Raw genomic sequence first — 24,933 nt, 5'->3', positions numbered from 1 at the left:
GGCAGCCGGCCGGGGCCCGTTTTCCCTGTTCTGCCTCGGTGCGGCTCGGTTTGAGGGACGCTGATCGCGAGGAGTTCCCGGCCGCCGAGAGGGCCACCTGCGGGCCAAACTCCCCCACCTCGGCTACGACAACGCGCTCACCGAGCGCTGACCGATCGCAACCGGCGTGATGGGGGGGGGCGTGCCGGCACCTGGTCAAGGACCGGATGGACATCACCAGCGCCCGCTGGAGCCTGGCCGGGGCCGAGGCCGTGCCCAAGCTCCGCGCGGTGGTCATCAAGGGCGACTTCGAGGAGTACCGGGAGTTCCACGTGCAACGCGAGCACCTGCGGGTTCATGCAGTCCGCTACCGCGACGCCCCGTACTCGCCGCACGACGATGTTCTTCGCGTCCGCCGACCCGATCACCCTGTACCGCGACAGGTACGTCCTCGCCCAGCACCTCAACAGGACCTCAACAGGACGTCAACCGGCTCCGCAGAACCCCGCCTGCTGCCCGCCCACACGCCGCTGGTCGCATTCTCCGAGGACTGAGACATGGCAAGGGCTGGGCTCGCGCCGCACCAATGCGACGTGGCCCAGCCCTTGCCGGCAGGAAAGCGCCGTCAGAAGGCGCCGGTGCCGTTGGGCGTGCCGAGGCCGGTCGGCCCGTCGTATCCCGGACCCGCGGTGCACAGGTAACTGCCGCCGCAGAAGCCGTTGCTGCCGCTGGTCACGTCGTTGAGCGCCGACGTGTGGGTGTACGGGTACGAGCCGTTGGCGACCTGAGAGGTGTTTCCGGCCAGTGCGTAGACGCTTGCGACGATCGGCGACGAGACGCTGGTGCCTCCGACTTCGACCCATCCGTCGGCACCCTGTGCGAGACCGAGTTGCAGCTCGGTGTCGCACAACAACGCGCCGCCGCAGCTGTTGTATGTGTCGTAGACCGCCACCGCGGTGTTGGGGTCGGCGACCGCGGACACATCGGCGACGCTGCGCTTGGCACATCCGGAGTCGTGCTGCCAGGACGGCTTGGCCTCGTACGCCGAGCAGCCCGAGCCCGCGCCGCTCCACGCGGTCTCGGTCCAGCCGCGCGAGTTGGACGCCTTGCTCAGCGAGGTGCCGCCCACGGCGGTGACGTACGGGGAGGAGGCCGGCCAGGAGACGCCGTAACCGGAGTCACCCGAGCTCGCCGTGATCGCGACGCCGGGGTGGTTGAAGTGCGAGTCGACGGAGGTGATGGTGTTGTCCTCGGACCCGCCCCAGCTGTTGGAGACGGAGACGACGCCCGATGTGGTGGCGGCGGTGTCCTCGGCCGTCATGAGATCCGGGACGTTCGCCGAGTTCGCCTCGACCAGGAGGATGTGGCAGCCAGGGCATGTCGCCGAGACCATGTCGAGGTCGAGGCTGATCTCCTCGGCCCATCCGTAGTCACCGGAGGGCAGCGGCGATGCGTGGCCACTCTGATTCACCTTGCGGAAGCAGCCGTTGGCGGTGGTGCACGACGGCAGACCGTAGGCGCTGCGGTAAGCGGCCAGGTCGGACTCGGCGTGCGGATCGTCCATGGCGTCGACGATGGCCACCGTGCGGCCGGATCCCGAGGTACCGCCCAGGTTGTAGGCGGAACGCAGATCGGACGGCACGTACCCCACCGTGGTCGGGGACCCGGTGGTGAACGGTGACATGCGGCCCGAGGCGGTGCGGTGGGCCTTCAGCACGCCGAAACAGTGGGCCTGTCCCGCTTGCAAGGGATGGACGCAGCCGAAGCCCGTCGTGCCCGCGGAGGCGGACGCGCGCGGGGCGGACGAGAGAGCGGCGGCCTGGACACCGGTGGCCAGGCCGATGGTGAGGGCAGTGACGGCGAAGGTGAGCATCGCGGTGAGGGCAGCTGCCATCCGCCGCACCCGCCGTCTCGGTCGGTGGTGGTGGATCACCAGGGATCCGGAGGGTATCTCGCGTCGTTGCATCAAGCCTCCGTGCGGTTGCAGACGGTTCAGGCGGTTCAGGCGGTTCGGAAGGGACGCATGACGAAAAGCCGCCTTGACAGACGGCATGTCAGATCGGCTGCGGGTCGGATGGTTTCACCATGCGGCCGCCGTCTTCCACCGGTCAAGGCCACGTCAATGCAGGTCTTGTGGGGCTGCCGCGGTGAGCGAGTGAACCGTCGGTGGCGCTGGTGTGTCCGCGGTAGTGCTCATTTCAGGACAACGAAAACGCCTGCACCACCTGCGTGATGAGGCCCCACTCAGAACGAACCGCTGAGCTTGTTCCGCTTTGACGGACACCAGAGTGCATCCCGTGCGCGCCGATGACGCCGACGCCGGGCGGCCGCGACGTCCTCGCGGCCGCCCGGCTCGACGAAGCCACCGCCGCCTCCGTCGCCACGACACTCCAGGCCCTCGCCACACCGTCCCGCCTGCTGATCCTCACCACCCTGCGGCAGCGCCCGCACCCCGTCGGCGAACTCACCTGCGCCGTCGGCATGGAACAGTCCGCCGTCTCCCACCAACTGCGCCTGCTGCGCGCCCTCGGCCTGGTCACCGGCCGCCGCGACGGCCGCCGCATCGTCTACAGCCTCTACGACGACCACGTCGCCCAGCTCCTCGACCAGGCCGTCCATCACATCGACCCCTGCGCATCGGCGTGCGCGACCTCGGCTGACGCGCACCTCATCCGTCACGTCGGCATGCCCAGAAGCAGCCCGTCAGTTGAGGTGGGCGACCTGCCGTGGCGCGGGTTCTGCTCGGAGCCGATCGGGCAGCGAGCCGTCGTCGGGCATCCCGGCCCGCAGCCACGCCCCGACCACCTCGGCGTCGGCTTCCGTCACCAGCGGGCCGAGGCGTACGACGACCCCGCCCGGCCTTCGGTCGGCCCCACAGGGCTGCACGGCGGCATGCACCCCACGGCCGCTCCGGCAGTGCAGCACACTCCCCAGACAACCGGTGGAGACCATGACCCCGTGTGGGCAGCCCCGGACCGCGCGCCGCAGCCCGTCCATCAGCCGCCCGGTCGCGGCGGCATCGCATGAGCCGCAGACGACAAGGGTGAAAGGGCGGCCCCGACGGCCGCCTGCGGCATCGCTCATCTCCGCGTCTCCTCCGTATGGGTCAAAGGGGTCTCCTGTTTGCGCCAGATGCGACCGAACTCGCTTGGGAGAAAAGCGAGTTGGGAAACGAGCGATTTGACACCACCCTGTCGCATCCCCAGCATATGCTCATGAAATCCATTTCCAATAGAGGTGGCTAGCCATGCGCGTCGCATTCGTCGGCAAGGGCGGCAGCGGCAAGACGACGCTGTCCGCGCTCTTCTCCCGTCATCTGGCGCGTTCGGGCGTGCCGGTCGTCGCCATCGACGGCGACATCAACCAGCACCTGGCATACGCCCTTGGCCTCGACGAGGACGAACTGTTCACCGCGCCGCCGCTCAGCGCGCGCACCGGCGAGATCAAGGACTACCTGCGGGGCACGAACCCGCGGATCCCGTCCCGCGAAGCCATGGTCAAGACCACACCGCCGGGCCGCGGCTCCCGACTGTTGCGCCTGCTGGGCGACGACGAGATCCACAGCCACCACGCCCAGGAGGTCGGCGGCGTACCGCTGATGGTGACCGGGGCCTTCGACGAGAGCGATCTCGGCGTGGCCTGCTACCACTCCAAGCTCGGCGCGGTCGAGCTCTACCTCAACCACCTGATCGATGGCCCCGGTGAATACGTCGTCGTCGACATGACCGCCGGCGCCGACGCCTTCGCCTCGGGTCTGTTCACCCGTTTCGACATGACGTTCCTGGTCGTCGAACCGACCCGCAAGAGCCTCTCCGTCTACCGCCAGTACCGCGACCACGCCGCCGAGTTCGGCATCCCGGTCGCCGTCGTCGGCAACAAGGTCACCGGCGCGGACGACCTGGCCTTCCTGCGCGGCCACGTCGGCATGGATCTGATCGCCCACTGCGAGCAGTCCTCGTACGTGCGCGCCCAGGAGCAGGGCCGCGGCGGTCACGGCGAGCTGGAGGAGCACAACGCCCGCACACTGGACCGGCTGCGCGCGGTCGTGGACGCCCGCACCAAGGACTGGGCCGCCTTCCAGAAGCACGCCGTCGACTTCCATCTGCGCAACGCCGCCGCCTGGGCGAACGAGGCCACGGGTCAGGACCTCGCCACCCAGGTCGACCCCGACTTCCGGCTCGGCCCCGCAGCCCTGGCCGCCTTCGCCTGACGCCACCCCCTCAAGAACAGAACCACAGAACAGGACAGCCCTTCATGTCGCTCGACGTCTCCCCGCAGCTGCTCGCCGAAGCCGAGAACGGCGAAGTGCGGGAGCAGGACTTCGTGGAAACGGTCCGCATGTCCCTGCCGTACGCCTACGACCTCGTCGCCCGCCTGGCCACGGAACTTCGTTCCGGCACAGCGGAGTTCGCCGACAATCAGACCCCGCCGCCCTCCGAGCAGGAGCGCGGCCAGCTGCTGCGCGCCCTGTCCAGCGACGCCATCAGGGGCAGCCTGGAACGCCACTTCGGCATCACCCTCGCCTTCCAGAACTGCCACCGCGTCGCCGCCTTCCACCCCGAGGCGCGCGGCGGCGAGACCCACACCCGCTTCACCTCCCTGCGGGCGCAGATCCTCAACCAGTCGCCGGAGTTCCGCGACTGCTGAACCACTGACGGTCGCGACCGCCGACTGCCGGAACCGGCGTACGGCAATCAGGCCGGCCACCTCGCCCCCTCGGCGGCCGTCGCCCACCAGGACCCACCAGTCCTCGTTGAGCGACGGCCGCCGACGCTTGTCCCGCCTGCATCCGGCGCGCCCCCTGGCTGCCAAGCCCTGAGCAGTCGCACGCCCGGTCAAGAGATGGCAACGGTTTTCATCTTGCATTGATCTGAAAATCATTCCCATCTAGCGTCGGAGGTGTCGCCACACGGCTCGGTGCGTGTCCGCCGCGTGCCTGGCCATCGCCCGAAGGAGCTCCCGCATGTCCACCTCCCCCGCCTCCCGTACTCCCCGGCCCTCCGCGAGGATCGCCCTGGTCACCGCGACGGCGGCCCTGACGGCCGTGACGGCGACCGCCTGCTCGACCTCCTCTTCGCACACAAGCAACACCGCCGCGACCGGAGGCGGCAGCGGCTCGGGCAAGACGATCCAGGTGGTGGCCGCGGAGAACTTCTGGGGCAGCATCGCCTCCCAGCTCGGCGGCAGCCACGTGAAGGTGACCAGCATCATCAACAACCCGGACACCGACCCGCACGCCTACGAGCCGACCGCCGCCGACGCCCGCACCGTGGCCGGCGCCCAGTACGCCATCGTCAACGGCATCGGCTACGACGCCTGGGCCGACAAGCTCCTCGCCTCCAACCCCGGCAGCGACCGCACCGAGCTGAAGGTCGGCGACCTGGTCGGGATCAAGCCGGGCGGCAACCCGCACCGCTGGTACTCCCCGGACAACGTCCGCCAGGTCATCGAGAAGATCACCGCCGACTACAAGAAGTCCGACCCGGCCGACGCCTCCTACTTCGACCAGCAGAAGACGACCTTCGAGACGAAGACGCTCGCCGGCTACAACAAGCTCATCGCCGACATCAAGGCGAAGTACGCGGGCACCCCGATCGGCGCCTCCGAGTCCATCGTCACGCCGCTCGCCGAGGGCCTGGGGCTGAAGATGCTCACCCCGGAGACGTTCCTGGACGCGATGAGCGAGGGCTCCGACCCCACGGCCAAGGACAAGGCCACCATCGACCAGCAGATCAAGAACAAGCAGATCAAGATCTACGTCTACAACTCCCAGAACTCCACGCCCGACGTGCAGGCACAGGTCAAGGCGGCCAAGGCGCAGGGCATCCCGGTCGCCACGGTGACCGAGACCCTCAGCCCTGCCGGGGCCACCTTCCAGCAGTGGCAGACCACGCAGTTGCAGGGCATCGAGCAGGCCCTGGCCAAGGCCACCGGGAAGTGAACTGACCCATGAACCCGATAACGAAGGCCCGCGAAGCCGTTACCCACACCGTCCCTACCCGCCGTAGTAGCAGCCACGACAACACGGCCGAAGGAACCGGAAGCGGCCCGGTGGTCGCCCTGCGCGGCGCCGCCGTGCGGGTCGGCGGCCGGATGCTCTGGTCGGGGGTGGACCTTCGCATCGGGGCCGGCGAGTTCACCGCGGTACTGGGTCCCAACGGCGTCGGCAAGTCCACCATGATCAAGGTCCTGCTCGGCACCCTGCCCGCCGCGGCCGGTGACGTACGAGTGCTCGACGCCCGGCCGGGGCAGGCCAACGACCGCATCGGCTACCTGCCGCAGCGTCGCAGCTTCGACGCCAACCTGCGCATCCGCGGCATCGACGTGGTGCGTATGGGGCTGGATGGTGACCGGTGGGGCGTGCCGCTGCCGTTCCCGAGTGCGCGGCGGCGGGCCGAGCGTGCGCGGGTGGACGAGGTGATCGAGCTGGTCGGGGCGTCGGCGTACGCGCACCGGCCGATCGGGCAGTGTTCCGGCGGCGAGCAGCAGCGCCTGCTGATCGCCCAGGCGCTCGTCCGCAGGCCCGAACTGCTCCTGCTGGACGAGCCGTTGGACAGCCTCGACCTGCCCAACCAAGGCGCGGTCGCCGCGCTGATCGGGCGGATCTGCCACCAGGAGGACGTCTCCGTGGTCATGGTCGCCCACGACGTGAACCCGATACTCCACCACCTGGACCGCGTGGTGTATCTCGCCGAGGGCGGGGCCGCCACCGGCACCCCGGGCGAGGTCATCACCTCCGAGACGCTGACCCGGCTCTACGGCACGCCGGTCGAGGTACTGCGGGCCTCGGACGGGCGGCTGGTCGTGGTGGGCCAGCCGGAGCCGCCCGCGATGCACACCGACCGGCACGACACCCCCGGGGAGCGGTCATGACGCTCGCTGAGACGGGGGCACCGGTCTGGTCGTGGAACCTCCTCGCCGACTTCCAGGAGATGTGGTCCTACCCCTTCATGGTCAACGCGTTCCGCGCCGGCGCGGTCGTGGCCGTGGTCTCCGCGCTCGTGGGATGGTTCGTGGTGCTACGACGCCAGACGTTCGCCGCGCACAGCGTCTCCGTGGTCGCCTTCCCGGGCGCTGCCGGAGCGGTTCTGCTCGGGGTCAGCGCGGTCTACGGGTACTTCACGCTGTGTGCGGCCGCCGCACTGGTCATCGCGACCCTGCGCGGCGGCGGAGACCACCACGAGTCCGCACTCACGGGGACCGTGCAGGCGTTCCTGATGGCCTCCGGGTTCCTGTTCATCGCCCTGTACAAGGGGCTGCTGGAGGGGCCGCAGACCATCCTCTTCGGCACCTTCCTGGGAATCACGTCCTCGCAGGTGACCGTGCTGATGGTGGTCGGTGCGGTGGTACTCGCGGTGCTGGCGGTGATCGGGCGGCCGCTGCTGTTCGCGTCGGTCGACCCGCAGGTCGCCGCCGGGCGCGGGGTGCCGGTCCGGGCGCTTTCGGTGCTCTTCCTCGTCCTGCTCGGTGCCGCCACCGCCGAGGCAAGCCAGATCACCGGCACCCTCCTGGTCTTCGCCCTCATGGTGATCCCGGTCGCCACCGCACAAGTCCTCACCGCCCGCCCTGCGTTGAGCCTGGCTCTGGCCGTCCTGCTGGCGTTCGCGGCCACGTGGCTCGGCCTGACCGCCGCCTACTACTGGCCCTATCCCCTGGGCTTCTTCGTGACGACCATCGCCTTCGCCGGATACGTACTCGCCCTGGGCCGGCGCTCGCTGCACACGCTGCTCGGCAGCCGGACCGGCGCCCGGCTCACTTCCGTGGAGGTGGGGGCATGACCGTCCTGCTGGCCGCATCCCCGCTGTCCCAGCCGTTCTTCCAGCATGCGTTCCTCGCCGGGACCGCCATCGCCGCCGCCTCCGGGCTGGTGGGCTACTTCCTCGTCCTGCGCGCCCAGGTCTTCACCGGTGACGCGCTCAGCCACGTCGCCTTCACCGGCGCGATGGCCGCCCTGGCCTTCGGCGCGGACCTGCGCCTGGGACTGTTCGCCGCGACCATCGCCATGGCGCTGCTCTTCGGCACGCTCGGCCGCCGTGCCCGCCCCGACGACGTGGTCATCGGCAGCGTCTTCTCCTGGATCCTGGGCCTGGGCGCCTTCTTCATCACCCTCTACACGACCTCCCACAGCACCACCAACGGAACCGCCGGCGTCAGCGTCCTGTTCGGCTCCGTCTTCGGCATCTCCTCCGCCGGCGCGGTCGTCGCCGCCCTGGTGGCCGCCGGAGTCGGGCTGCTGGTGGTAGTGATCGCCCGGCCGCTGCTGTTCGCCACGCTCGACGAAGCCGTCGCCGCAGCCCGCGGAGTACCGGTCCGGCTGCTCGGCTACGGCTTCCTCGCCCTGGCCGGGATCAGCGCCGCCGAGGCCACCCAGGCGGTCGGCTCCCTGCTCCTGCTCGGCCTGCTCGCCGCCCCCGCGGGCGCCGCGATCCGCCTCACGGACCGCCCCTACCGGGCACTCGCCCTCGCCGCCGCACTGGCGGTACTGGAGATGTGGGCCGGTCTGTTCGCCTCCTACGCGGTGCCGAGCATGCCACCGAGCTTCGCCATCATGGCCGTCGCCACGGCCGTCTACGCCGCGACGTTCCTGATACGACGGCCGGTCCCCGGTCCTCGTACGAGAACCGCAACCGCCGTCCCCGCCGGCACATGAGCGAAGGCACCCGATGGAGCGCAACCGACCCCCCGCCCCCACACCGTCGGCCGACGTCACGCTGATCGGCCGCCACACCCAGCAACGCACCGTCGTCGTCGAGGCATTCATCCGGGCCGAGGGCTTCGTCGGCGCCCAGGCACTCCACAACCGGCTCGCCGCCGACGGCTCACCGGTCGGCCTGTCCACGGTCTACCGCACCCTCACGGCCCTGGCCGCAGCCGGCCGGGCCGACATGGTCCGCGACACAGGCGGCGAACGCCTCTTCCGCTACCGCCCCGGCCCCGACCACCGCCACTACCTTCTCTGCACCGAATGCGGCCTGAGCCAGCCCGTCGACTCCGGCCCGGTCGAGGACTGGGCGGACACCATCGCACGGACCTCCGGCTTCGCGAACGTCCGGCACACGGTGGAACTGTCCGGAGTGTGCCCGGACTGTGACCGACGACGAGCGACGGCCGGACGGCCATGAACAAACAGCGCAACCACCCTCTGGGGCAATGCAGTTAGCAAAGGTATGGAGAACACAGGCAGTACACATGTCACCCGCCGGGCCCTGCTGTCAGTCGGCGGATTGATGTTTCTCAGCGCCTGCACAGCCCCTGGCCGTACGCCTGAACACACAGGGACGTCGACACCCGACACCGTGAAGCCCACTCATCCGGGCGACTCTCACGCCAGCGAGCCGGCCTACGTCGAGCTGCCGGGCAGGCCGGAGTTCTACGTTCACCAGGGCCCACGAGCGATCGCGCTGACCATCGACGACGGTCCGAACCCCGAATGGACTCCGCAGGTGCTGGACATCCTGCGCCGCTACGCCGTAACCGCCACGTTCTGCCAGGTCGGCGCCCGTGTCAGCGCGTACCCCAGCCTGGTGCGGGCGGTCGCCGCCGAAGGCCACCTGATCGCCAACCACACCTGGACCCACGCCGACCTGGCCCGGGCGTCCGCCACGACCGTCCGCTCCCAGCTGGAACGCACCAGCGACACGATCGAGAAGGTCACCGGCCGGCGCCCCACGATCTTCCGCGCCCCCTACGGAGCCTGGTCGGAGCCGACCCTGGCCACCTGCCGCGAGCTGGGCATGCGGCTCCTGGACTGGTCCGTCGACCCCCACGACTGGTCACGACCGGGCATCTCGCGCATCGTCGAGCGAATCATGGCCCACGCCCATCCCGGCTCGATCATCCTCGAACACGACGGCGGAGGCGACCGCTCCCAGACAGTGGCCGCCCTACGCCTCGTACTTCCCCGCCTGCTCGACGCCGGCTATCACTTCGTCACGCCCTAGGTGTGGTGTTGGGCGCAGTGCTGTCTTCACTGACGCGGAGGTCTTCTCGCATACGCGCCCGAAGCACAGCAAGAGCATCGTCATAAGTTCGGCGCCCCTCCAGGTACACGGGATCAGTGACCAAGACTCCCTCCATCACCCGATCGCGGAGGTCGCGCAGACGGCGGAAGGCATCCTCCGAGGCCTCTACGACGCGGCTGGGTGCGCTGATGGTCATCTGATACCTCAGTCCGATGCACGGCCCGAACGCTTCGCGAGCTGTGGCGCGGCGCGTCGAGGGTTCCATGTCCGGGTCACGAGCCATGTTGCCGCAGGCGTGACGGGACTCGGACAGGCCGGCCAGGTAGTCCCCATACAGGGCACGACGCGCTTGCGTCTCACGATCCAAGCGTTCCCGCTTCCACCGTTGACGGTCCAGAAGCATGGCGGATCCTGTGGCGATCGCCGCTCCAACTACGGTGCTGATCAAGGTGAACCACTGCATAGACCGACCGTAGCCACTGGTGCGACGCCCGTCGGCCCCGCACCACAACCGCACCAGATCGAGCAGGGAACCACGGGAACGATGGTGAAAGCAGTCGAGCCCCAAGAAGCCACAGCCCAGCCGTTCGCTCAGCTCAGCGCCAAAACATGACCACGACCACGCAGCAGGCCAGGGCGGCCAAAGTCGCGGGCAGCGTCTGGTCGTACGACGTGACGGCCACCGGAGCGAAGATCGAGAGCCTCGCCTCGCTCACCGACGAGCAGGTGATCGTGCCCAAACTGTTCCGCCGCCTCGCCGACTACATCCGGGTCTTCGGCCTGCTGCTGCACTGACCAACGGCGAGAGCACCCAGCATGCGCAGCTGCCCCTTCTTCGCGTCCTCGTTGATGACCAGCCGCGCGGAGATGTCGTGCAGGGGCCGTAACCGCGCTGTCGTTGCGCCCGGTTGCCCCCAGTCCGGCTTCTTCGGGCCCATGGTGTACGTGATGGTCGCGACCTCGGCATCGACGGGCGCGAGTGTTCCGCCTCGACGAGCCGCGCAGGCCCGTCAGCGCGAAGACGGCGCTGAAACGAAGCGGCCCGCCTACCGGTATTCGCGCTGGTGATCGGTATTGTCCGTCCCGATGCGCCGGGCCTTCGGCACAGCGGCCCGCAAGGAGGAGGACCACCATGGCCGATCGCCGGCAGGGGAACGGAGCGGATGACGGATTGCCACCCCCGGGGGCGCTTGAGGCTCGTCGCGCGAGCGCGCATGACACGGCACGCCTCGCGCTGGTGATCGGTGCCCTCGGTGTGGTCTTCGGGGACATCGGAACCAGCCCGATCTACACCCTCCAGACCGTTTTCAACCCGAGCGACCCGCACCCCGTCCCGGTCACCACGCAGAACGTGTACGGGGTGGTGTCGCTGGTGTTCTGGTCGGTCGTGATCATCGTCCTGGTCACCTACGTGCTGCTGGCGATGCGCGCCGACAACGACGGCGAGGGCGGCATCATGGCACTGATCACCCTGGTACGGCAGTGGAGTTCGCGCCGGGCCGGACGGACCGCTGCCGTGCTGACCGCGCTGGGCATCTTCGGTGCGTCGCTGTTCTTCGGCGACAGCATGATCACCCCGGCGATCTCGGTGCTGTCCGCAGTCGAGGGACTCAAGGTCGTCCAGCCGTCGTTGGACAGTGCGGTCGTGCCCATCACCGCGGTGATCATCGTCCTGCTGTTCCTGGTGCAACGCCGCGGAACCGCCGCGGTGGGCCGGGTGTTCGGACCGGTCATGATCGCCTGGTTCGTGGCCATCGGCGCCTGCGGTGTCGCCGGGATCGCCGACCATCCGGCCATCCTCAGGGCGCTGTCGCCGACCTACGCACTGGGCTTTCTGTTCGGCCATTTCGGTACCGCCTTCTTCGCGCTGGCCGCGGTCGTGCTGGCGGTCACCGGCGCCGAGGCGTTGTACGCCGACATGGGGCACTTCGGCCGCCGGGCGATCACCCGCGCCTGGATGTTCCTCGTCTTCCCCGCCTGCATCCTGAGCTACCTCGGCCAGGGCGCCCTGATCCTCGCCGACCCGCACAACATCAGCAGCCCCTTCTTCCTGCTCGCACCGGACTGGGGACGGCTGCCGATGGTCGTGCTGGCCACGGCGGCCACAGTGATCGCCTCCCAGGCCGTGATCACCGGCGCGTACTCGGTGACCTCCCAGGCCGCCCAGCTCGGCTACCTGCCGAGGCTACGGATCGCGCACACCTCCGAATCCACCATCGGCCAGATCTACGTCCCCTGGATCAACTGGCTGCTGATGGTCTCGGTCCTCACCCTCGTCTTCGCCTTCCGCAGCTCCGCGGCCCTGGCCTTCGCGTTCGGCATGGCGGTCACCGGCACCATCACCATCACCACCCTGCTGTTCCTTTACGTCGCCCGCGCGAAATGGGGCACGCCCCGGTGGCTGGTCGCCATCGGCGCGGCGGTCCTGCTCTTCGTGGACTTGCTGTTCGTGGCGGCCAACATGACCAAGCTCGTCCACGGCGCGTGGCTGCCGCTGCTGATCGGCGTCACCGCGTTCACCGTCATGACCACCTGGCAGCGCGGCCGCGAGCTCGTCACCGCGGAACGAGCACGGCTCGAAGGTCCACTGCCCGAGTTCATCGAAGACCTCCGCTCAGGGAAGGTGTCGACGCTCCGGATCCCCGGCACGGCCGTCTTCCTCAACCGGGGCAAGCAGACCGCGCCCCTGGCCATGCGGGCCAACGTCGAGCACAACCACGTACGCCACGACCAGGTCGTGATCCTCTCCCTGAAGACCGAGCCCGTGCCCCGCGTCCCGGCCGGCCGGCGGATCACCGTCGACGACCTCGGCTACACCGACGACGGGATCATCCATGTCACCGCCCGGTTCGGTTACATGGAGACACCGGACGTGCCCAGCACCCTGGCCATGCTCACCCCGGCTCAGACCGAGGGGCCGTTGGACCTCGACCAGGCGTCCTACTTCCTGTCGAAGATCGAGCTCCGGCGCGGAAAGGCGCCGACGATGGCGCCCTGGCGCAAGCGGCTGTTCATCGCCACCTCCTACATCACGGCCGACGCCGCCGAGTACTTCGGCCTGCCCCGCGACCGCACCGTCATCATGGGCTCGCACATCGAGGTGTAATCGCGCGCCGGTCACTGATGGCCGGACCGGTGGTCGGGGAATCTTGACGGAGTCATGACGTCGGGGCCGCATCCTTTCGGCCGTCGGTGGTGTCCTTGCCGATGTCCGTGCCGGTTGCGAGGAAGGGAGTGCCATGGAGGGCACCGTGGTGGCGGTCGTCGTGGTGGCGCTGTTTGCGCTGCTCGTGCTGAAGAGCGGTATGCGCGTGGTCAACCAGGTGGAGCGTGGGGTCGTGTTCCGGTGGGGCAGGGCCCTGCCGCACCACCGGCAGCCCGGCATCACCTTCCTGATCCCCTTCGCCGACCGTATGCGCAAGGTGAACGTGCAGGTCGTGACCATGCCCGTACCCACGCAGGAGGGCATCACCAAGGACAACGTGTCGGTGAAGGTCGACGCGGTCGTCTACTTCCGTGTGACCGACCCGGTGCGCGCGGCCATCGAGGTGCAGGACTACGTCTTCGCCGTCGGGCAGGTCGCCCAGTCCTCCCTGCGGTCCATCATTGGCAAGAGCGACCTGGACGACCTGCTGACCGATCGGGAGCGGCTGCACGAGGGGCTGGCGCTGATGATCGACAGTCCGGCCGCAGAGTGGGGCATCCACATCGACCGGGTCGAGATCAAGGACGTCCAGCTGCCCGAGTCGCTGAAGCGCTCCATGTCCCGGCAGGCCGAGGCCGAGCGGGAGCGGCGGGCCCGGGTCATCACCGCCGACGGCGAGTTCCAGGCCGCGCAGCAGCTCGCCAACGCGTCCCGGATCATGTCCGACACCCCGGAGGCCATGCAGCTGCGGCTGCTGCAGACCGTCGTCGAGGTGGCCGCCGAGAAGAACTCGACCCTCGTGATGCCGTTCCCCGTCGAGCTGCTGCGCTACTTCGACCGGGCCGCGCAGAAGATCGACGCCGACGTCAACAAGGCGGCGCAGGCGCAGAGCGGGGTGCACGAGGCTCCGACTCAGGCGGCTCCGGCTCAAGGAACTCCGGCTCCCGGGGCTCCCGCCCCGGCCCAGCAGCCCCAGCCACAGCCCCAGCCACTGCCGCAACCCCAAGCCTGGCCGCAGCCCCAGCCGCAGCCCCAGGCCTGGCCGCAGCAGGGACACGTCGAGGGGCCGTAGCCGGCGCCGGGAGCCGCCGGACCGGCCGTCCCGGCACCCCTGTGGGCGCATAGCATCCAGGCATGACCAACGTGCTGAATGTAGAAATCGACGCCCTCACCGGCGGCTCCGCCGACCTCCCCCAGTACGCGGGCAAGGCCGTGCTGATCGTGAACGTGGCCTCCAAGTGCGGCCTGACCCCGCAGTACACCGGCCTGGAGAAGCTCCAGGAGCGGTACGCCGCGCAGGGCTTCACCGTGCTCGGTGTGCCCTGCAACCAGTTCCTCGGGCAGGAGCCCGGCTCCGCCGAGGAGATCGCGGAGTTCTGCTCGGCGACGTACGGCGTGACCTTCCCGCTCACCGAGAAGGTCGAGGTGAACGGGGCGGGGCGGCACCCGCTGTACGAGCGTCTCGTCGGGTTCGCCGACGGCGAGGGGCACAGCGGCGACATCCGCTGGAACTTCGAGAAGTTCCTGATCGGGCGGGACGGCACGGTCGTCGCCCGGTTCTCGCCGCAGACCGAGCCGGAGTCCGCCGAGGTCGTGGCGGCCATCGAGGGGCAGCTGGCCTGACCATCGCTTGACCTTGCCCCTGGGGCAGGGCCGAGCCTCTCCGTCACCGGGCGGGGATAAGGATCCGCCCGGTGACGGAGGATGGCATCGTGGACGACGACCTGCTCACCATCGGCGCGTTCGCCGCGCGGGCCCGGCTGTCGGCCAAGGCGCTGCGCCTGTACGACCGGCTCGGCCTGCTTGCGCCGGCACATGTCGACGACACCAGCGGCTACCGCTACTACCGCGCCGACCAGGTCGAGCGCGCCCGGCTCGTGGCCCTGCTGCGGCAGCTGGACATGCCGCTGGCCCGGATCGGCGAGGTGCTCGGGGCCCAGGGTCCCGAGGCCGCCGACCGGCTCGCCGCCTACTGGGCGGACGTGGAGAGCCGGGTGGCCGGGCAGCGGACGCTCGCCGAGTACCTCCGTGGACGACTGTCGGGGAGGAGCTCCGAGATGTACGAGAAGTTCGTGATCGAGACCGTGGACGTACCGGCGCAGGTGGTGATCACCGAGTCGCGGCACACGCTGGCCGACGAGCTGCCGACGTGGATCGGTGCGTCGCTGGACCGGCTGACGGCCGCCGCGCGGGAGTGCGGGGGCGTCACGGGCGCACCGTTCGTCGTATACCACTCCGAGGTGTCGATGGAGAGCGACGGCCCGGCCGAGTCCTGTGTGCCGGTGGCCGACGAGGCGGCCGCCCGGGCGTGGGCCGCCGGGCGCGGGCGGGCGTGGGAGACGGCGGTACGGGTGGAGCCGGCGGCCCGGCTGGCGTACACCCGGATCACCAAGGCCCAGGTGGCACACCCGCAGATCCTGGCCGCCTTCGAGGCGGTGGAGCAGTGGATGGCGGGCGAGGGCCTGGAGATGGCCGGCCCCTGCCGCGAGATCTACTTCGCGGACTGGGACGCGGCGGGCCCGCAGGACGCGGTGTGCGACGTGGCGTTCCCGGTGCGTTGACCCACGCACGGACCCACGCACGGCCCCACGCACGGCCGAGCCCCCTCGGCAAGGACGGCGACTGGTCGAGAGGGCTCTTCTGGTGGTGCTTGTGAAGTTGTGTTCGTCGGGGGTTCTTTACGGACGAAGGTCAGGGAGGACCCCCTAGGCCTTGACCGAGGTGACGAAGGCGTTCCACGCGTCGGCGGGGAAGGCCAGGACCGGGCCCTCGGTGACCTTGGAGTCGCGGACGGCGAGTTCGGCGGCGGTGGGCGACTTGACCTCGACGCAGGCGCCGTTGCCCGCGGAATAGGAGGACTTCATCCACGTCTCCGAAGCGCCCTGAATCAGTGCCATGTCCACTCCTGTTGCGAGTTGCGGTAGTGCGGTTCACGCCAACCTTGTCGGCTGATTGGCGTGATCGACGCTACCTGGCAACTGCCTCTGCTGGAGTAGTCGTTCACTCAACCGGATGGCATATTCCAGGTGGGCCTTCCGCAAAGGCGGACCGACGGTGTAAGATCCGGCGCCCTCCGTGACAACGGCTCATTCCGCGTAGTCCTTGGCCACCTTCGCAATGAATTGCCGGGATTGCTCCACGTTGAGGGACTGTGCCCGCAGATGCTCGTACATCACGGCGTACTTCTGTACGTCCTGGGCCTTCTCCAGGTACAGATCGCTGGTGACGCCCTCCAGGTACACCACGCTGGAGTCGGCCGCGTCGGTGAACTCCAGGATCGCGTACTGGCCGTTGAGCCCCGGATGCGCGCCCACCTCGAACGGCAGCACCTGCACGGTGACATGCGGCAGCTGGGACATCTCGATGAGATGGTCCAGCTGTTCGCGCATCACCAGCTTGCTGCCGACGACCCGGCGCAGCGCCGCCTCGTCGAGCACCACCCACAGCCGGAGCGGGTTGTTCTCGGCGGTGATACGTTCCTGTCGGCGCATGCGCACCTGCACACGCTTCTCGATCTCGTTCGTCGACGTCTCCGGCAACGCGCCCTGCACCAGGGCCTCCGCGTAGGCGTGGGTCTGCAACAGACCCGTCACCAGCTGGGGTTCGTACACCCGCAGCGACTCGGCGTCGGTCTCCAGCCCGATGTACACGCTGTACGGGATGTCCCCGAAGGTGTGCCACCACCCCTGCTGTCTCGAATCGCGGGCCATCTCCATCAACGAGTCGACGATCCGCTGGTCCTCGACCTCGTACACGCCGCACAGATCACGCACGTCGCGCTGACTGATACTTCTGCGGCCGTTCTCCAGCCGGCTGATCTTCGACTGCGACACCAGCAGTCGTTCCGCCACTTCCTCGGCCGTCATGCCCTTGAGCTCGCGGAGCCTGCGCAGCTCCTGGCCCAGCCGGCGCCGCCTGACAGTGGGATTGACATTGGACGCCACGGGACGTGCACCTCCGGCTGCCTGCCTGTTGCTTAACACTTTCCGTATCTGCTGTTGAGCAGACTGCCACCAAGGTGCTTTCTACCGCTGGGAAACGGCGGATATGCGGCGCGTACGCGTCAGTTCGCCACGGGACGCCACCCGATGGGGTGCCATGGAGTGCCGTGGAGTGCCTTGGACGCAGTCGAGCGGGGCGGTGAGACCACAGGGGTCTCACCGCCCCGCTCTGACCAGCGGCTCCCGAACCGGGTCTGTAGGGACCGGGGTGAGGGCCTGCCGGACCGGCCCCACGGGGGCCCGCCGGACCTGCCCTACGGCTCAGTGGGCTACGGCGCGCGCCATGGATCCGCGGTGCGGCTGCATCGGAACCCCGCGTGCGGGTTCCGCGGCGGACCGGGCGGCGGCAGCCGCGCCCTGCCGGCCGGTGGCGGCCGGACCCCGGCGTGGCTGCGCGACCGCGCCGTTCTGCACGTCCATCACGGCATGCGCGACAAGACCGCCCATGGGGTCGTGCCGGATGAGATCCCGCAGCCGGGAACGGGACGAGCGCCCCTCGTTCCCCGGATACAGGTGCTTGCCGAGTCCGACGGCGTGCGCCAGGGCGGCGAGCGCCGCGGTCCGCGGGTCCGGCGGTACGCCGGTGCGGATCGCGGAATCCAGCCGGGAACGGATTTCCCGGCTGATGGCGGTGTCCGTCGCCTGATAGCGCGTCGTCGGCAGCACCCCGCACATCTGTCCCGGCACGGCGGCAACCATGCCGCACCGCTCCAGATGCGAGAGGTAGACCTGCCTGAGCCCCAACCGGGGCCCGCCGATCCAGTGGACGGCCCGTACCGGAGCGCCGCGCCTGCGCAGCAACTCCAACGCACAGTCCAGAGTCGGATCTCCTGTGGGCCGTGGCACCACCACGGCGATACGATCCCCGTCTGGGGCTATCCGTCCGGCCAGCGCCAGCTCCACTAGCTGTGCACCGGCCAGACCGAGGTCGAGCGACTGCGGCTGTGCAGTGGTACCCGTGGCCGGGTCCAGCGCCAGCAACAGAAGCTCCTCCGGAAGTGTTCTGCGGCTCCTGCCCATCCATGCCTCCCCGCGTGGATGAATGACAGGGTGACCCCTCTCACATCGGTCTGTCGAGGGTGCGTGACCGGTTCGTGAGGGAACCGGTAGGTATGTCGTTCTCGTCTACCGCAGGGGCCAAGCCCTCACACAGGACACTGGTACATGGTTCGGACAGGGCGCGCGCGTGGGCGTGCGGCGCATGGAGGAGGCATCGGTGGCGGGCGAGTCCCCCGACAGGTCGAAGCAGCGCGAGTCGTCGGCAGAACCGACGTCGGGGAGCGCGGATCCGGTTCCCGAGACGCGCGATCCGCGACTCGCGGTCACCCGCGAAAAGGATTCCGCGCCGGGGAGTGTGGACACCGCGACCAAGATCCTCTCGATACCCGACGCGAAGCCGACCCCCGCGAAGCCGGACACCGAGGAAGCCCCGGCCCAGGACGCCGCCCTCCGCAAGGCGGTCTCGGCCTGGGTCCGCAAGGCGGCGCCCGCAAACAACACCGACACACCTGCAAACACCCCGACCACGGGTCCGACCGCTACCGCCGACGCGAAGGCGGACACGGAGAACGAGGCGGAGAACGGTACGGCCGAGGAGCGGAAGGCCGATACCGAGGCGGCGGGCGCCGATGCGAAGGCGAACGCGGGGACCGCGGGGGCGAAGGCAGGCACCGGCGCCGGTGCGCGGACGGACGGCGACGGCGAGACGGCTGACGCGGGCGTGACGGCGGAGTCGAAGGCGGACGCGGACACGAAGGCGAGCTCGGCGCAGGCGGACAGTGGCTCCGGCGCGAAGGCTGCGGCCGGGGCCGATGTGAAGGCCGACGAGGAAGCCGAGACCCCCGACGCCGAAGCGAAGTCGGACGCGGGCAGCGAGACGGCTGACGCGGAGGCGGCCACTGGCGCGGACGCGAAGGCGGAAGCCGGCGAGGACGGCGAGACCGCACACGCAGAGGCTGGGGCTGCTGCCTCTGACGCCGGCGTGCAGGCCGACGCGGCCGCGAAGGCGGGCAGGGGCGCCGCCGCGGAGGCCGAGGCGGAAGCCGAGGCCGACGTGGACGCGGAGGCCGACTCGGACAGCGACACCGAGGGGCAGCCGAAGGCGGCGGCCGACGAAGCCGAAGGAAAGACGGAGGAAGCCAAGGACGGGCGGAAGACCGGAGACGGGACGAAGGCCGGAGACGGGGCGGAGAGCCAGGCCGGGCCCGAGGACGCCGACGGCGGGGACGACCCGCAGGGGCCACTCGCGGCCGACGACGAGACCCGCACGGGTGGTGCGGGTGGGAACCACGCGGCCGAAGCGCCGCAGGCGCAGGCCCAGCCCATAGATCAGCCCACCGCCGTCTTCAAGGCCGTAAAGCCCAAGCAGGTCGATCAGCCGACGACCATGCTCAAGCTCGGCGGCAAGCCGGGGCCCAGGACCCCGGAGTCCGAGTCCGAGCGGACCAGCAAGTTCGTCGCGCTCAAGAACGACATGGCCCCCAAGCCGGAGGCCAAGCCTGCCGCCAAGCCGGAGGCCAAGCCCGACGTCACCACCCCCGTCCCCCAGGTCGGCCCCGAGCGCACCACCCAGCAGCCGCTTCCCCCGAAGCCCCCGCTGGACCTCCTGGCGGAGCTGACGAACACGCCCCCGCCCCCGGAGACCGCGGTCCGTACGATCGTGCGCCGGGTCAAGATCTGGACCCCCCTGGTCCTGATCCTGGCGATCATCTTCGCGGTCGTACAGGCGGTGCGCCCGCTGCCGTCCCCCAGCCTCGTGCTGTCCGGCAAGGACAGCTACACGTTCGACGGCGGCGCGGCGAACCTGCCCTGGCCGGGCGAGGGCCAGGGCTGGATGGACGTCGACGGCATCGGCACGATGGGCACCTTCGGCAAGCAGACGCCCGTGGCCATCGGCTCGGTCGCCAAGACCATGACCTCGTACATCATCCTCCGGGACCACCCGCTCAAGCCGGGCCAGGAAGGCCCGAGGATCAAGGTGGACCCGCAGGCCGAGAAGGAGGGCGGCTACGACAAGCACGGCGGCGAGTCCACCCTCAACACCATCAAGGCCGGTCAGTACCTCACCGAGAAGCAGGCCCTGTCGGCCGTCATGATCCCCTCCGCCAACAACATCGCCCGGCTCCTGGCGCGCTGGGACGCGGGCTCGGAGGCGGCGTTCGTCGAGAAGATGAACGCCACCGCCAAGGAACTGGGGATGACCGACACGACGTACACCGATCCCTCGGGCCTGAAGGAGACCACCGTCTCCACGGCCGCGGACCAGGTGAAGCTCGGCCACAAGGTCGTCAAGAACCCGGCCCTGGTCGCCATCACCAGCGCGGCCAGCTGGACGGACCCCTCCGGCCGCAACTGGCCCAACGTCAACACGCTGCCGTACCTCATCGGCGCGATCGGCATCAAGACCGGCAGCACCACCGCGGCCGGCGGCAACCTGCTCTTCGCCGCCCGCAAGACGGTCGGCGGGCAGACGGTGACGATCGTCGGCGCGATCCTCGGCCAGCACAAGCCGTACATCATCGAGACGGTCAACGCGGTCAGCAAGACCGCGCTGCTCGCCGCCCAGTCCGCGCTGACCTCGGCGAACATCCTGAAGAAGGGCGACGTGGTCGGCTATGTGGACGACCAGCTCGGCGGCCAGACCCCGATCGTGGTCACCAAGGACGTCACCGCGGTCGGCTGGTCGGGCCTGAAGGTGAAGCTGTCCTTCACCTCCGGCACCGTCCCGCACACCGCGGCGGCCGGCACCACCGTGGGCACCCTCACCGTGGGTGACGGTTCGGGCGGCGCCGTCAAGGTCCCGGTGGCCCTGCAGCAGAACCTGTCCGAGCCCGGCTTCGGCGCGAAGCTGACCCGTCTCGGCTGATCGCATCACGCCCTGTCCCGCCCCGCGCACCCCGTCGACGGAAGCCCCACCCGGGAGCCCCGTGACGGGGTGCGTGCTAGCGTCACGAATCGGGGCAGGTCGCCGGTCAAGGGACAGGGCCGCGAACTGAACGGAAAGCGGCCGGGAACACCATGGAACACTGCCGAGAACAGAAGACGGGACACGGGGAGTGCCTTCAGGTGGCCACAGCGGAGCCGACACGCGCTGACGACGCCGATCCGGGCCCGGGATCCGGCCCGCGAATACGCGTGTCCGAAGCCGGCCCGGAGGGGCACACGGATCACACCGATCCCAGCGGTCACACCGGTCACACCGGCCCCTCGGACGGCCCTGCTGACAGTAAGCGTCCCGGCCCGCCCGACGGCCCCGATGCGCACCCGGGACGACTCGCGCGCCTGCTCGCCGCCGCCGAGCCCCTGCGCCGGCGGCTGCTGCGGCACCCCGTGCTGTCGATAACGGCCCTCGCGGGGGTCCTGCACATCATCTGGTTCTTCACGTTCGCGAACAGTGGTGGCGATCTCGCGGCGCAGGACGCCTGGGCGGAGTTCGTCGGCCGGCACCCGGACTCGGCGTACAACCTCGCCTGGTACGGCGGTATGCACCCGGTGTCGTACAGCGTGGTGTCGCCGTATCTGATGGCCGTCCTCGGTGTCCGTACGACGATGATGATCGCCGGGACGGTCTCGGCGGGCCTGCTGACGCTGGTCCTGATCCGCAGCCGGGTGGTGCGGAACCCGCTGTGGGCATCGCTCGCCGGGGTCGTCGCGCTGCTGTGCAACGCGATCTCGGGCCGGGTGACCTTCGGGCTCGGCACGATGTTCGCGCTCGGCGCCGTCGCGGCCGTCTTCTGCTGGCCGTACCGGTGGCGGCACAGACGCTGGGCGAAGGCGGCGGTGGCCGCCCCGCTGGCCGGTCTGTCCACCATGGCCTCGCCCGTGTCGGGGCTGTTCGTCGGCCTGGTCGCGGCGGCGTTGTTCCTGCAGAAGCGGCGGCCGGGTGCCTGGGCGCTGGGGATCGCCCCGACGGTGGTGGTCGCCGCCTCGTACTTCCTCTTCCCGTTCTCCGGTACCCAGCCGATGACCATCGGCTCGGTGATCCTTCCGCTGGCCTCCGGCCTGGTGTGCCTGTTCCTGGTCCCCAAGGAGTGGGTGACGGTCCGGCTGACGGCCGCCGTGTACAGCCTCGGCGTGGTCCTGGTCTGGCTGATCAACTCGCAGATCGGGTCGAACATCTCCCGGCTGCCGATGCTGTTCGCGGGTGCGACGCTGGTGGCCGCGCTGCCGTTCACGGTGCGCAAGTCCCGCAAGTGGTACACGGCCGTGCTGGCGCTGGTCGGCTTCGCGGGCTGGATCGGCTTCAAGTCGGTGGACGACATCATCCACACGACCCCGGCCGCGTCCTGGGCCCGTGAGCTCGCCCCGCTCGTCCACCAGCTGCAGAAGGCCGGCGCCGAGAAGGGCCGGGTCGAGGTCGTCCCGGCGCGCTCGCACCGGGAGGCGTCCGCGCTCGCGCCGTACGTCAATCTGGCCCGCGGCTGGAACCGGCAGGCGGACATGGAGCGCAACCCGCTCTTCTACGACGACACCCTCAACTCGGCGAACTACCACGAGTGGCTCCAGCGCTGGGCCGTCCACTTCGTCGTCCTGCCGAAGGACAACCCGGACGGCGACGGCGGCGAGCGCGAGCGGCAGCTGCTGCGGCGCGGGATGCCGTATCTGAAGCAGGTCTGGGGCGATGCCAACTGGCAGCTGTTCCAGGTCACCGATCCGACGCCGCTCGCCGAGCCCGACGCGGTGGTGGACCACGCCGGGCAGGGCGAGATGACGCTGCGGGTGAGCAAGGCCGGGCGGATCCTGATCCGGATCCCGTACTCGCCGTGGCTGAGCATCGTCGACGAGCACGGCAAGAGCCTGAAGGCTCCGCAGCAGACGCCGGCGAAGACGTACGTCAACACCAACGGCTGTCTGATGGAGACGCCTCAGGACGCCAAGGGCGACAAGTGGACGATGTTGCTGGCGCCGAAGGCGGGGACCTACCGGTTGGCGGCGCCGTACCAGCTTCCCCGGGGCACGCCCTGCCCGGACGCGTTCAAGACGCGCTGACGCCCTGAGCCTCGGCGGCCTCAGCCGCCTCAGCGGAGCCGGTCCACGTAGGTGTCGGTGCCCGGAATCGTCGGGACGAACGGCGCCACCAGCTCCACCCGCCCCAGCCCCGAGCCGGAGACGTCCGCGTCCAGGCCGGTGAAGTGCTCCTCCCAGCACTCCCGCGGGTCCCGTTCCAGGAACCACAGCAGGGTCAGCCGGGTGTCGACTCCCTCGACCTGCTTGACGTAGGTCATGCGGTCGCCGGGCAGCGGGGTGGGCCGGAACACGGTCACCAGCGCGGCCGGGGAGCCGGCCAGGCGCTTCGGCAGGTGCCGGCCGCGCAGCCACCGCAGCAGCTCCGCCCGCTGCCCGGCCGACTCGCTGTCGATCACCTCCAGCACCAGCCCGGCGTAGGGGTGGTCGAGGGCGTGGAAGTCCCTGGGGCCCGCCGCGCCGTCCCGGTACACCGTCGTCTCGTGGTCCTGGAAGGCCGTGAAGACGTGGGTGCGGTCGTGGTAGACGCGGGCGTCGCGGTTCAGACGCTTGTTGATGGCGACGGTCCACTTCATGTGGTCGTCGTAGCGGCCGTCGGTGATCCAGTACGTGGAGAGGTAGCAGCCGGCGGTGACGGGCTGGGCGATCGCCGACTTCTCGGGGTGACGCAGGAGTTGCAGGTCCCTCGTCGCCACCCAGCGGCGGCCCGCGTACATCCAGGGCATGGCCATCGCACCGGCGTAGTAGTGGTCGTCCTCGTACCAGCGGTTGTAGGCGAACTCGTGGCCGGGGTGCGGCTCGACCATGGTGATCAGGGCGTGGCCGGGGCGGACGCCGTACGGTCCTACGGCGGCCAGTTCGGCGTACTGCTCGCTGCGGGTCTCCTCGCTCATCAGCCTTCCTCTTCCTTCCGCCATCGGTCGCCCATACTCTGACGCTCCGTCAGATAATGCGCCAGAGTCCGGGAGGTCGCCTTCATGTCACTGCTCACCGGCAGACCGTGGTCGTCTCGGGAGTCGGGGCCGGCCTCGGCCATCAGGTCGCCGCGGCCGTCGTACGGGACGGCGGGAACGCGGTGCTCGGGGCGCGCACCGAGGCGAACCTCGCCAAGAGCGCGGCCGAGATCGACCCGGAGGGTGCGCGTACGGCGTACCGGGCGACGGACATCACCGACGAGGGGCAGTGCGACGCGCTGGCCGCGCTCGCGCGGGAGAGGTTCGGCGGCATCGACGCGGTGGTCCATGTCGCGGCCTGGGACTCCTGCTTCGGCGGGCTGGCGGACGCGGACTTCGCGACCTGGCAGTCGGTCATCGACGTGAACCTGCTGGGCACCCTGCGGATGACGCGGGCGTGCCTGCCGTCGCTGAGGGCGGGCGGGGGCGGTTCCGTGGTCTTCATCGGGACGCAGTCGGCCGTCGCCGCGCCCTCGCAGGTGAAGCAGGCCGCGTACGCCGCGTCGAAGGGGGCGCTGACCAGCGCGATGTACTCGCTGGCCCGGGAGCTCGGGTCGCACCGGATCCGGGTCAACACCGTGCTGCCGGGCTGGATGTGGGGGCCGCCGGTGCAGGCGTACGTGCAGTTCACCGCGCAGACGGAGGGGGTGCCGGAGGCGGAGGTGCTGGGGCGGCTGACGGAGCGGATGGCGCTGCCGGAGCTGGCGACGGACGGGGACGTGGCGGACGTGACGGTGTTCCTGTCCTCGGACCGGGCGCGGGCCATCACAGGACAGTCGCTGCTGGTCAACGCGGGGGAGCTGATGCGGTGATCCGGCCCGCGCCTCCACCCGTACGTTCAGGTAAGTGAACTCGAATCATCAAGTCGAACATTTTTACGGCGACTTGACCTTACGCTTGCTTGTCGCGTTCATGTGACCGCACTCACG

23 protein-coding genes and 2 pseudogenes are annotated in these 24,933 nt (G+C 69.8%); 18 read left to right on the top strand and 7 right to left on the bottom strand.

The features are described 5' to 3' along the window. Positions 1 to 151: 151 nt before the first annotated feature. Positions 152 to 338, top strand: a pseudogene (locus AB5L52_RS25280) (ISKra4 family transposase); the annotation flags it as partial. Between the two features lie 266 nt (positions 339 to 604). Here the strand turns inward: AB5L52_RS25280 and AB5L52_RS25275 are convergent. Continuing rightward, positions 605 to 1,873: a peptidase S8 gene (locus AB5L52_RS25275; RefSeq protein ID WP_369366369.1), complete on the bottom strand. Its 1,269-nt coding sequence runs from the start codon at positions 1,871 to 1,873 to the stop codon at positions 605 to 607. Between the two features lie 413 nt (positions 1,874 to 2,286). On the opposite strand from AB5L52_RS25275, the pseudogene AB5L52_RS25270 reads away from it, so the two are divergent. After that, positions 2,287 to 2,639 (top strand): annotated as a pseudogene (locus tag AB5L52_RS25270) (ArsR/SmtB family transcription factor). A gap of 43 nt (positions 2,640 to 2,682) precedes the next feature. On the opposite strand, the gene AB5L52_RS25265 reads toward AB5L52_RS25270, so the two are convergent. Next, the gene (locus AB5L52_RS25265) at positions 2,683 to 3,063 is read right to left on the bottom strand and encodes a hypothetical protein (RefSeq protein ID WP_369366367.1); all 381 of its coding nucleotides are present in this window, start codon (positions 3,061 to 3,063) and stop codon (positions 2,683 to 2,685) included. A 163-nt stretch (positions 3,064 to 3,226) separates the two neighbouring features. Here AB5L52_RS25265 and AB5L52_RS25260 point away from each other — a divergent pair, with 163 nt between their 5' ends. From AB5L52_RS25260 to AB5L52_RS25225, 8 genes are all read left to right on the top strand, one after another. Further along, on the top strand, positions 3,227 to 4,189 hold the full coding sequence (locus AB5L52_RS25260) for an ATP-binding protein (protein ID WP_369366366.1): 963 nt from the start codon (positions 3,227 to 3,229) through the stop codon (positions 4,187 to 4,189). A gap of 44 nt (positions 4,190 to 4,233) precedes the next feature. Then, positions 4,234 to 4,626: an SCO5389 family protein gene (locus AB5L52_RS25255; RefSeq protein WP_369366364.1), complete on the top strand. Its 393-nt coding sequence runs from the start codon at positions 4,234 to 4,236 to the stop codon at positions 4,624 to 4,626. 316 nt (positions 4,627 to 4,942) lie between these two features. Further along, on the top strand, positions 4,943 to 5,920 hold the full coding sequence (locus tag AB5L52_RS25250) for a metal ABC transporter solute-binding protein, Zn/Mn family (protein WP_369366362.1): 978 nt from the start codon (positions 4,943 to 4,945) through the stop codon (positions 5,918 to 5,920). Between the two features lie 8 nt (positions 5,921 to 5,928). After that, positions 5,929 to 6,852, top strand: a complete 924-nt coding sequence (locus AB5L52_RS25245; protein ID WP_369366360.1) for a metal ABC transporter ATP-binding protein — start codon at positions 5,929 to 5,931, stop codon at positions 6,850 to 6,852. Next, a complete protein-coding gene (locus tag AB5L52_RS25240; RefSeq protein ID WP_369366358.1) occupies positions 6,849 to 7,757 on the top strand; it encodes a metal ABC transporter permease in 909 nt (302 codons plus the stop codon). Before AB5L52_RS25245 ends, AB5L52_RS25240 begins: the two co-directional genes overlap by 4 nt. Further along, complete coding sequence (locus AB5L52_RS25235) at positions 7,754 to 8,629, top strand: metal ABC transporter permease (RefSeq protein WP_369366356.1); 876 nt, start codon at positions 7,754 to 7,756, stop codon at positions 8,627 to 8,629. Before AB5L52_RS25240 ends, AB5L52_RS25235 begins: the two co-directional genes overlap by 4 nt. A gap of 13 nt (positions 8,630 to 8,642) precedes the next feature. Then, positions 8,643 to 9,101 (top strand): Fur family transcriptional regulator, encoded by a 459-nt coding sequence (locus AB5L52_RS25230; RefSeq protein ID WP_369366353.1) that lies wholly within the window; start codon positions 8,643 to 8,645, stop codon positions 9,099 to 9,101. A 174-nt stretch (positions 9,102 to 9,275) separates the two neighbouring features. Next, positions 9,276 to 9,920 (top strand): polysaccharide deacetylase family protein, encoded by a 645-nt coding sequence (locus AB5L52_RS25225; protein WP_369366351.1) that lies wholly within the window; start codon positions 9,276 to 9,278, stop codon positions 9,918 to 9,920. Here AB5L52_RS25225 and AB5L52_RS25220 read toward each other — a convergent pair. Next, positions 9,910 to 10,404, bottom strand: coding sequence for a hypothetical protein (locus AB5L52_RS25220; RefSeq protein ID WP_369366349.1), 495 nt, complete (start codon positions 10,402 to 10,404; stop codon positions 9,910 to 9,912). The two genes, AB5L52_RS25225 and AB5L52_RS25220, sit on opposite strands and share 11 nt — an antisense overlap. A 146-nt stretch (positions 10,405 to 10,550) precedes the next feature. On the opposite strand from AB5L52_RS25220, the gene AB5L52_RS25215 reads away from it, so the two are divergent. The 5 genes from AB5L52_RS25215 to AB5L52_RS25195 all read left to right on the top strand — a co-directional run bounded on the left by AB5L52_RS25215 (position 10,551) and on the right by AB5L52_RS25195 (position 15,647). Further along, positions 10,551 to 10,736: a hypothetical protein gene (locus AB5L52_RS25215; protein WP_351028954.1), complete on the top strand. Its 186-nt coding sequence runs from the start codon at positions 10,551 to 10,553 to the stop codon at positions 10,734 to 10,736. Between the two features lie 337 nt (positions 10,737 to 11,073). After that, positions 11,074 to 13,047: a potassium transporter Kup gene (locus AB5L52_RS25210; protein WP_369366347.1), complete on the top strand. Its 1,974-nt coding sequence runs from the start codon at positions 11,074 to 11,076 to the stop codon at positions 13,045 to 13,047. Between the two features lie 133 nt (positions 13,048 to 13,180). Beyond that, on the top strand, positions 13,181 to 14,158 hold the full coding sequence (locus AB5L52_RS25205; RefSeq protein ID WP_351028950.1) for a slipin family protein: 978 nt from the start codon (positions 13,181 to 13,183) through the stop codon (positions 14,156 to 14,158). A gap of 62 nt (positions 14,159 to 14,220) precedes the next feature. Then, positions 14,221 to 14,709, top strand: coding sequence for a glutathione peroxidase (locus tag AB5L52_RS25200; protein WP_351028948.1), 489 nt, complete (start codon positions 14,221 to 14,223; stop codon positions 14,707 to 14,709). A gap of 71 nt (positions 14,710 to 14,780) precedes the next feature. Further along, positions 14,781 to 15,647 carry a MerR family transcriptional regulator gene (locus AB5L52_RS25195; RefSeq protein ID WP_351028946.1) on the top strand — a complete coding sequence of 289 codons (867 nt, stop codon included), beginning with the start codon at positions 14,781 to 14,783 and terminating at the stop codon, positions 15,645 to 15,647. Between the two features lie 144 nt (positions 15,648 to 15,791). On the opposite strand, the gene AB5L52_RS25190 is transcribed toward AB5L52_RS25195, so the two are convergent. The 3 genes from AB5L52_RS25190 to AB5L52_RS25180 all read right to left on the bottom strand — a co-directional run bounded on the left by AB5L52_RS25190 (position 15,792) and on the right by AB5L52_RS25180 (position 18,107). After that, positions 15,792 to 15,983: a DUF397 domain-containing protein gene (locus AB5L52_RS25190; RefSeq protein ID WP_351571875.1), complete on the bottom strand. Its 192-nt coding sequence runs from the start codon at positions 15,981 to 15,983 to the stop codon at positions 15,792 to 15,794. Between the two features lie 189 nt (positions 15,984 to 16,172). After that, entirely contained in the window at positions 16,173 to 17,030 is an 858-nt protein-coding gene (locus AB5L52_RS25185; protein ID WP_023549527.1) for a helix-turn-helix transcriptional regulator, read from the bottom strand. A gap of 318 nt (positions 17,031 to 17,348) precedes the next feature. Continuing rightward, positions 17,349 to 18,107, bottom strand: a complete 759-nt coding sequence (locus AB5L52_RS25180; protein ID WP_351028942.1) for a GPP34 family phosphoprotein — start codon at positions 18,105 to 18,107, stop codon at positions 17,349 to 17,351. A gap of 196 nt (positions 18,108 to 18,303) precedes the next feature. Between AB5L52_RS25180 and AB5L52_RS25175 the strand changes: the two genes are divergently transcribed. Then, positions 18,304 to 20,952: a D-alanyl-D-alanine carboxypeptidase gene (locus AB5L52_RS25175; protein ID WP_369366344.1), complete on the top strand. Its 2,649-nt coding sequence runs from the start codon at positions 18,304 to 18,306 to the stop codon at positions 20,950 to 20,952. A 200-nt stretch (positions 20,953 to 21,152) separates the two neighbouring features. After that, positions 21,153 to 23,075, top strand: coding sequence for an MFS transporter (locus AB5L52_RS25170; RefSeq protein ID WP_369366342.1), 1,923 nt, complete (start codon positions 21,153 to 21,155; stop codon positions 23,073 to 23,075). Positions 23,076 to 23,104: 29 nt separating this feature from the next. Here AB5L52_RS25170 and AB5L52_RS25165 read toward each other — a convergent pair whose 3' ends face one another. Then, positions 23,105 to 23,944, bottom strand: a complete 840-nt coding sequence (locus tag AB5L52_RS25165) for a hypothetical protein (RefSeq protein ID WP_351028937.1) — start codon at positions 23,942 to 23,944, stop codon at positions 23,105 to 23,107. Between the two features lie 56 nt (positions 23,945 to 24,000). Between AB5L52_RS25165 and AB5L52_RS25160 the strand changes: the two genes are divergently transcribed. After that, complete coding sequence (locus AB5L52_RS25160; RefSeq protein ID WP_369366340.1) at positions 24,001 to 24,816, top strand: SDR family oxidoreductase; 816 nt, start codon at positions 24,001 to 24,003, stop codon at positions 24,814 to 24,816. Positions 24,817 to 24,933 lie beyond the last annotated feature (117 nt).

Origin of the sequence: Streptomyces sp. CG4, assembly GCF_041080655.1 — a bacterium.
Lineage (GTDB): Bacteria > Actinomycetota > Actinomycetes > Streptomycetales > Streptomycetaceae > Streptomyces.
This window is presented reverse-complemented; position numbering and strand designations above follow the sequence as displayed.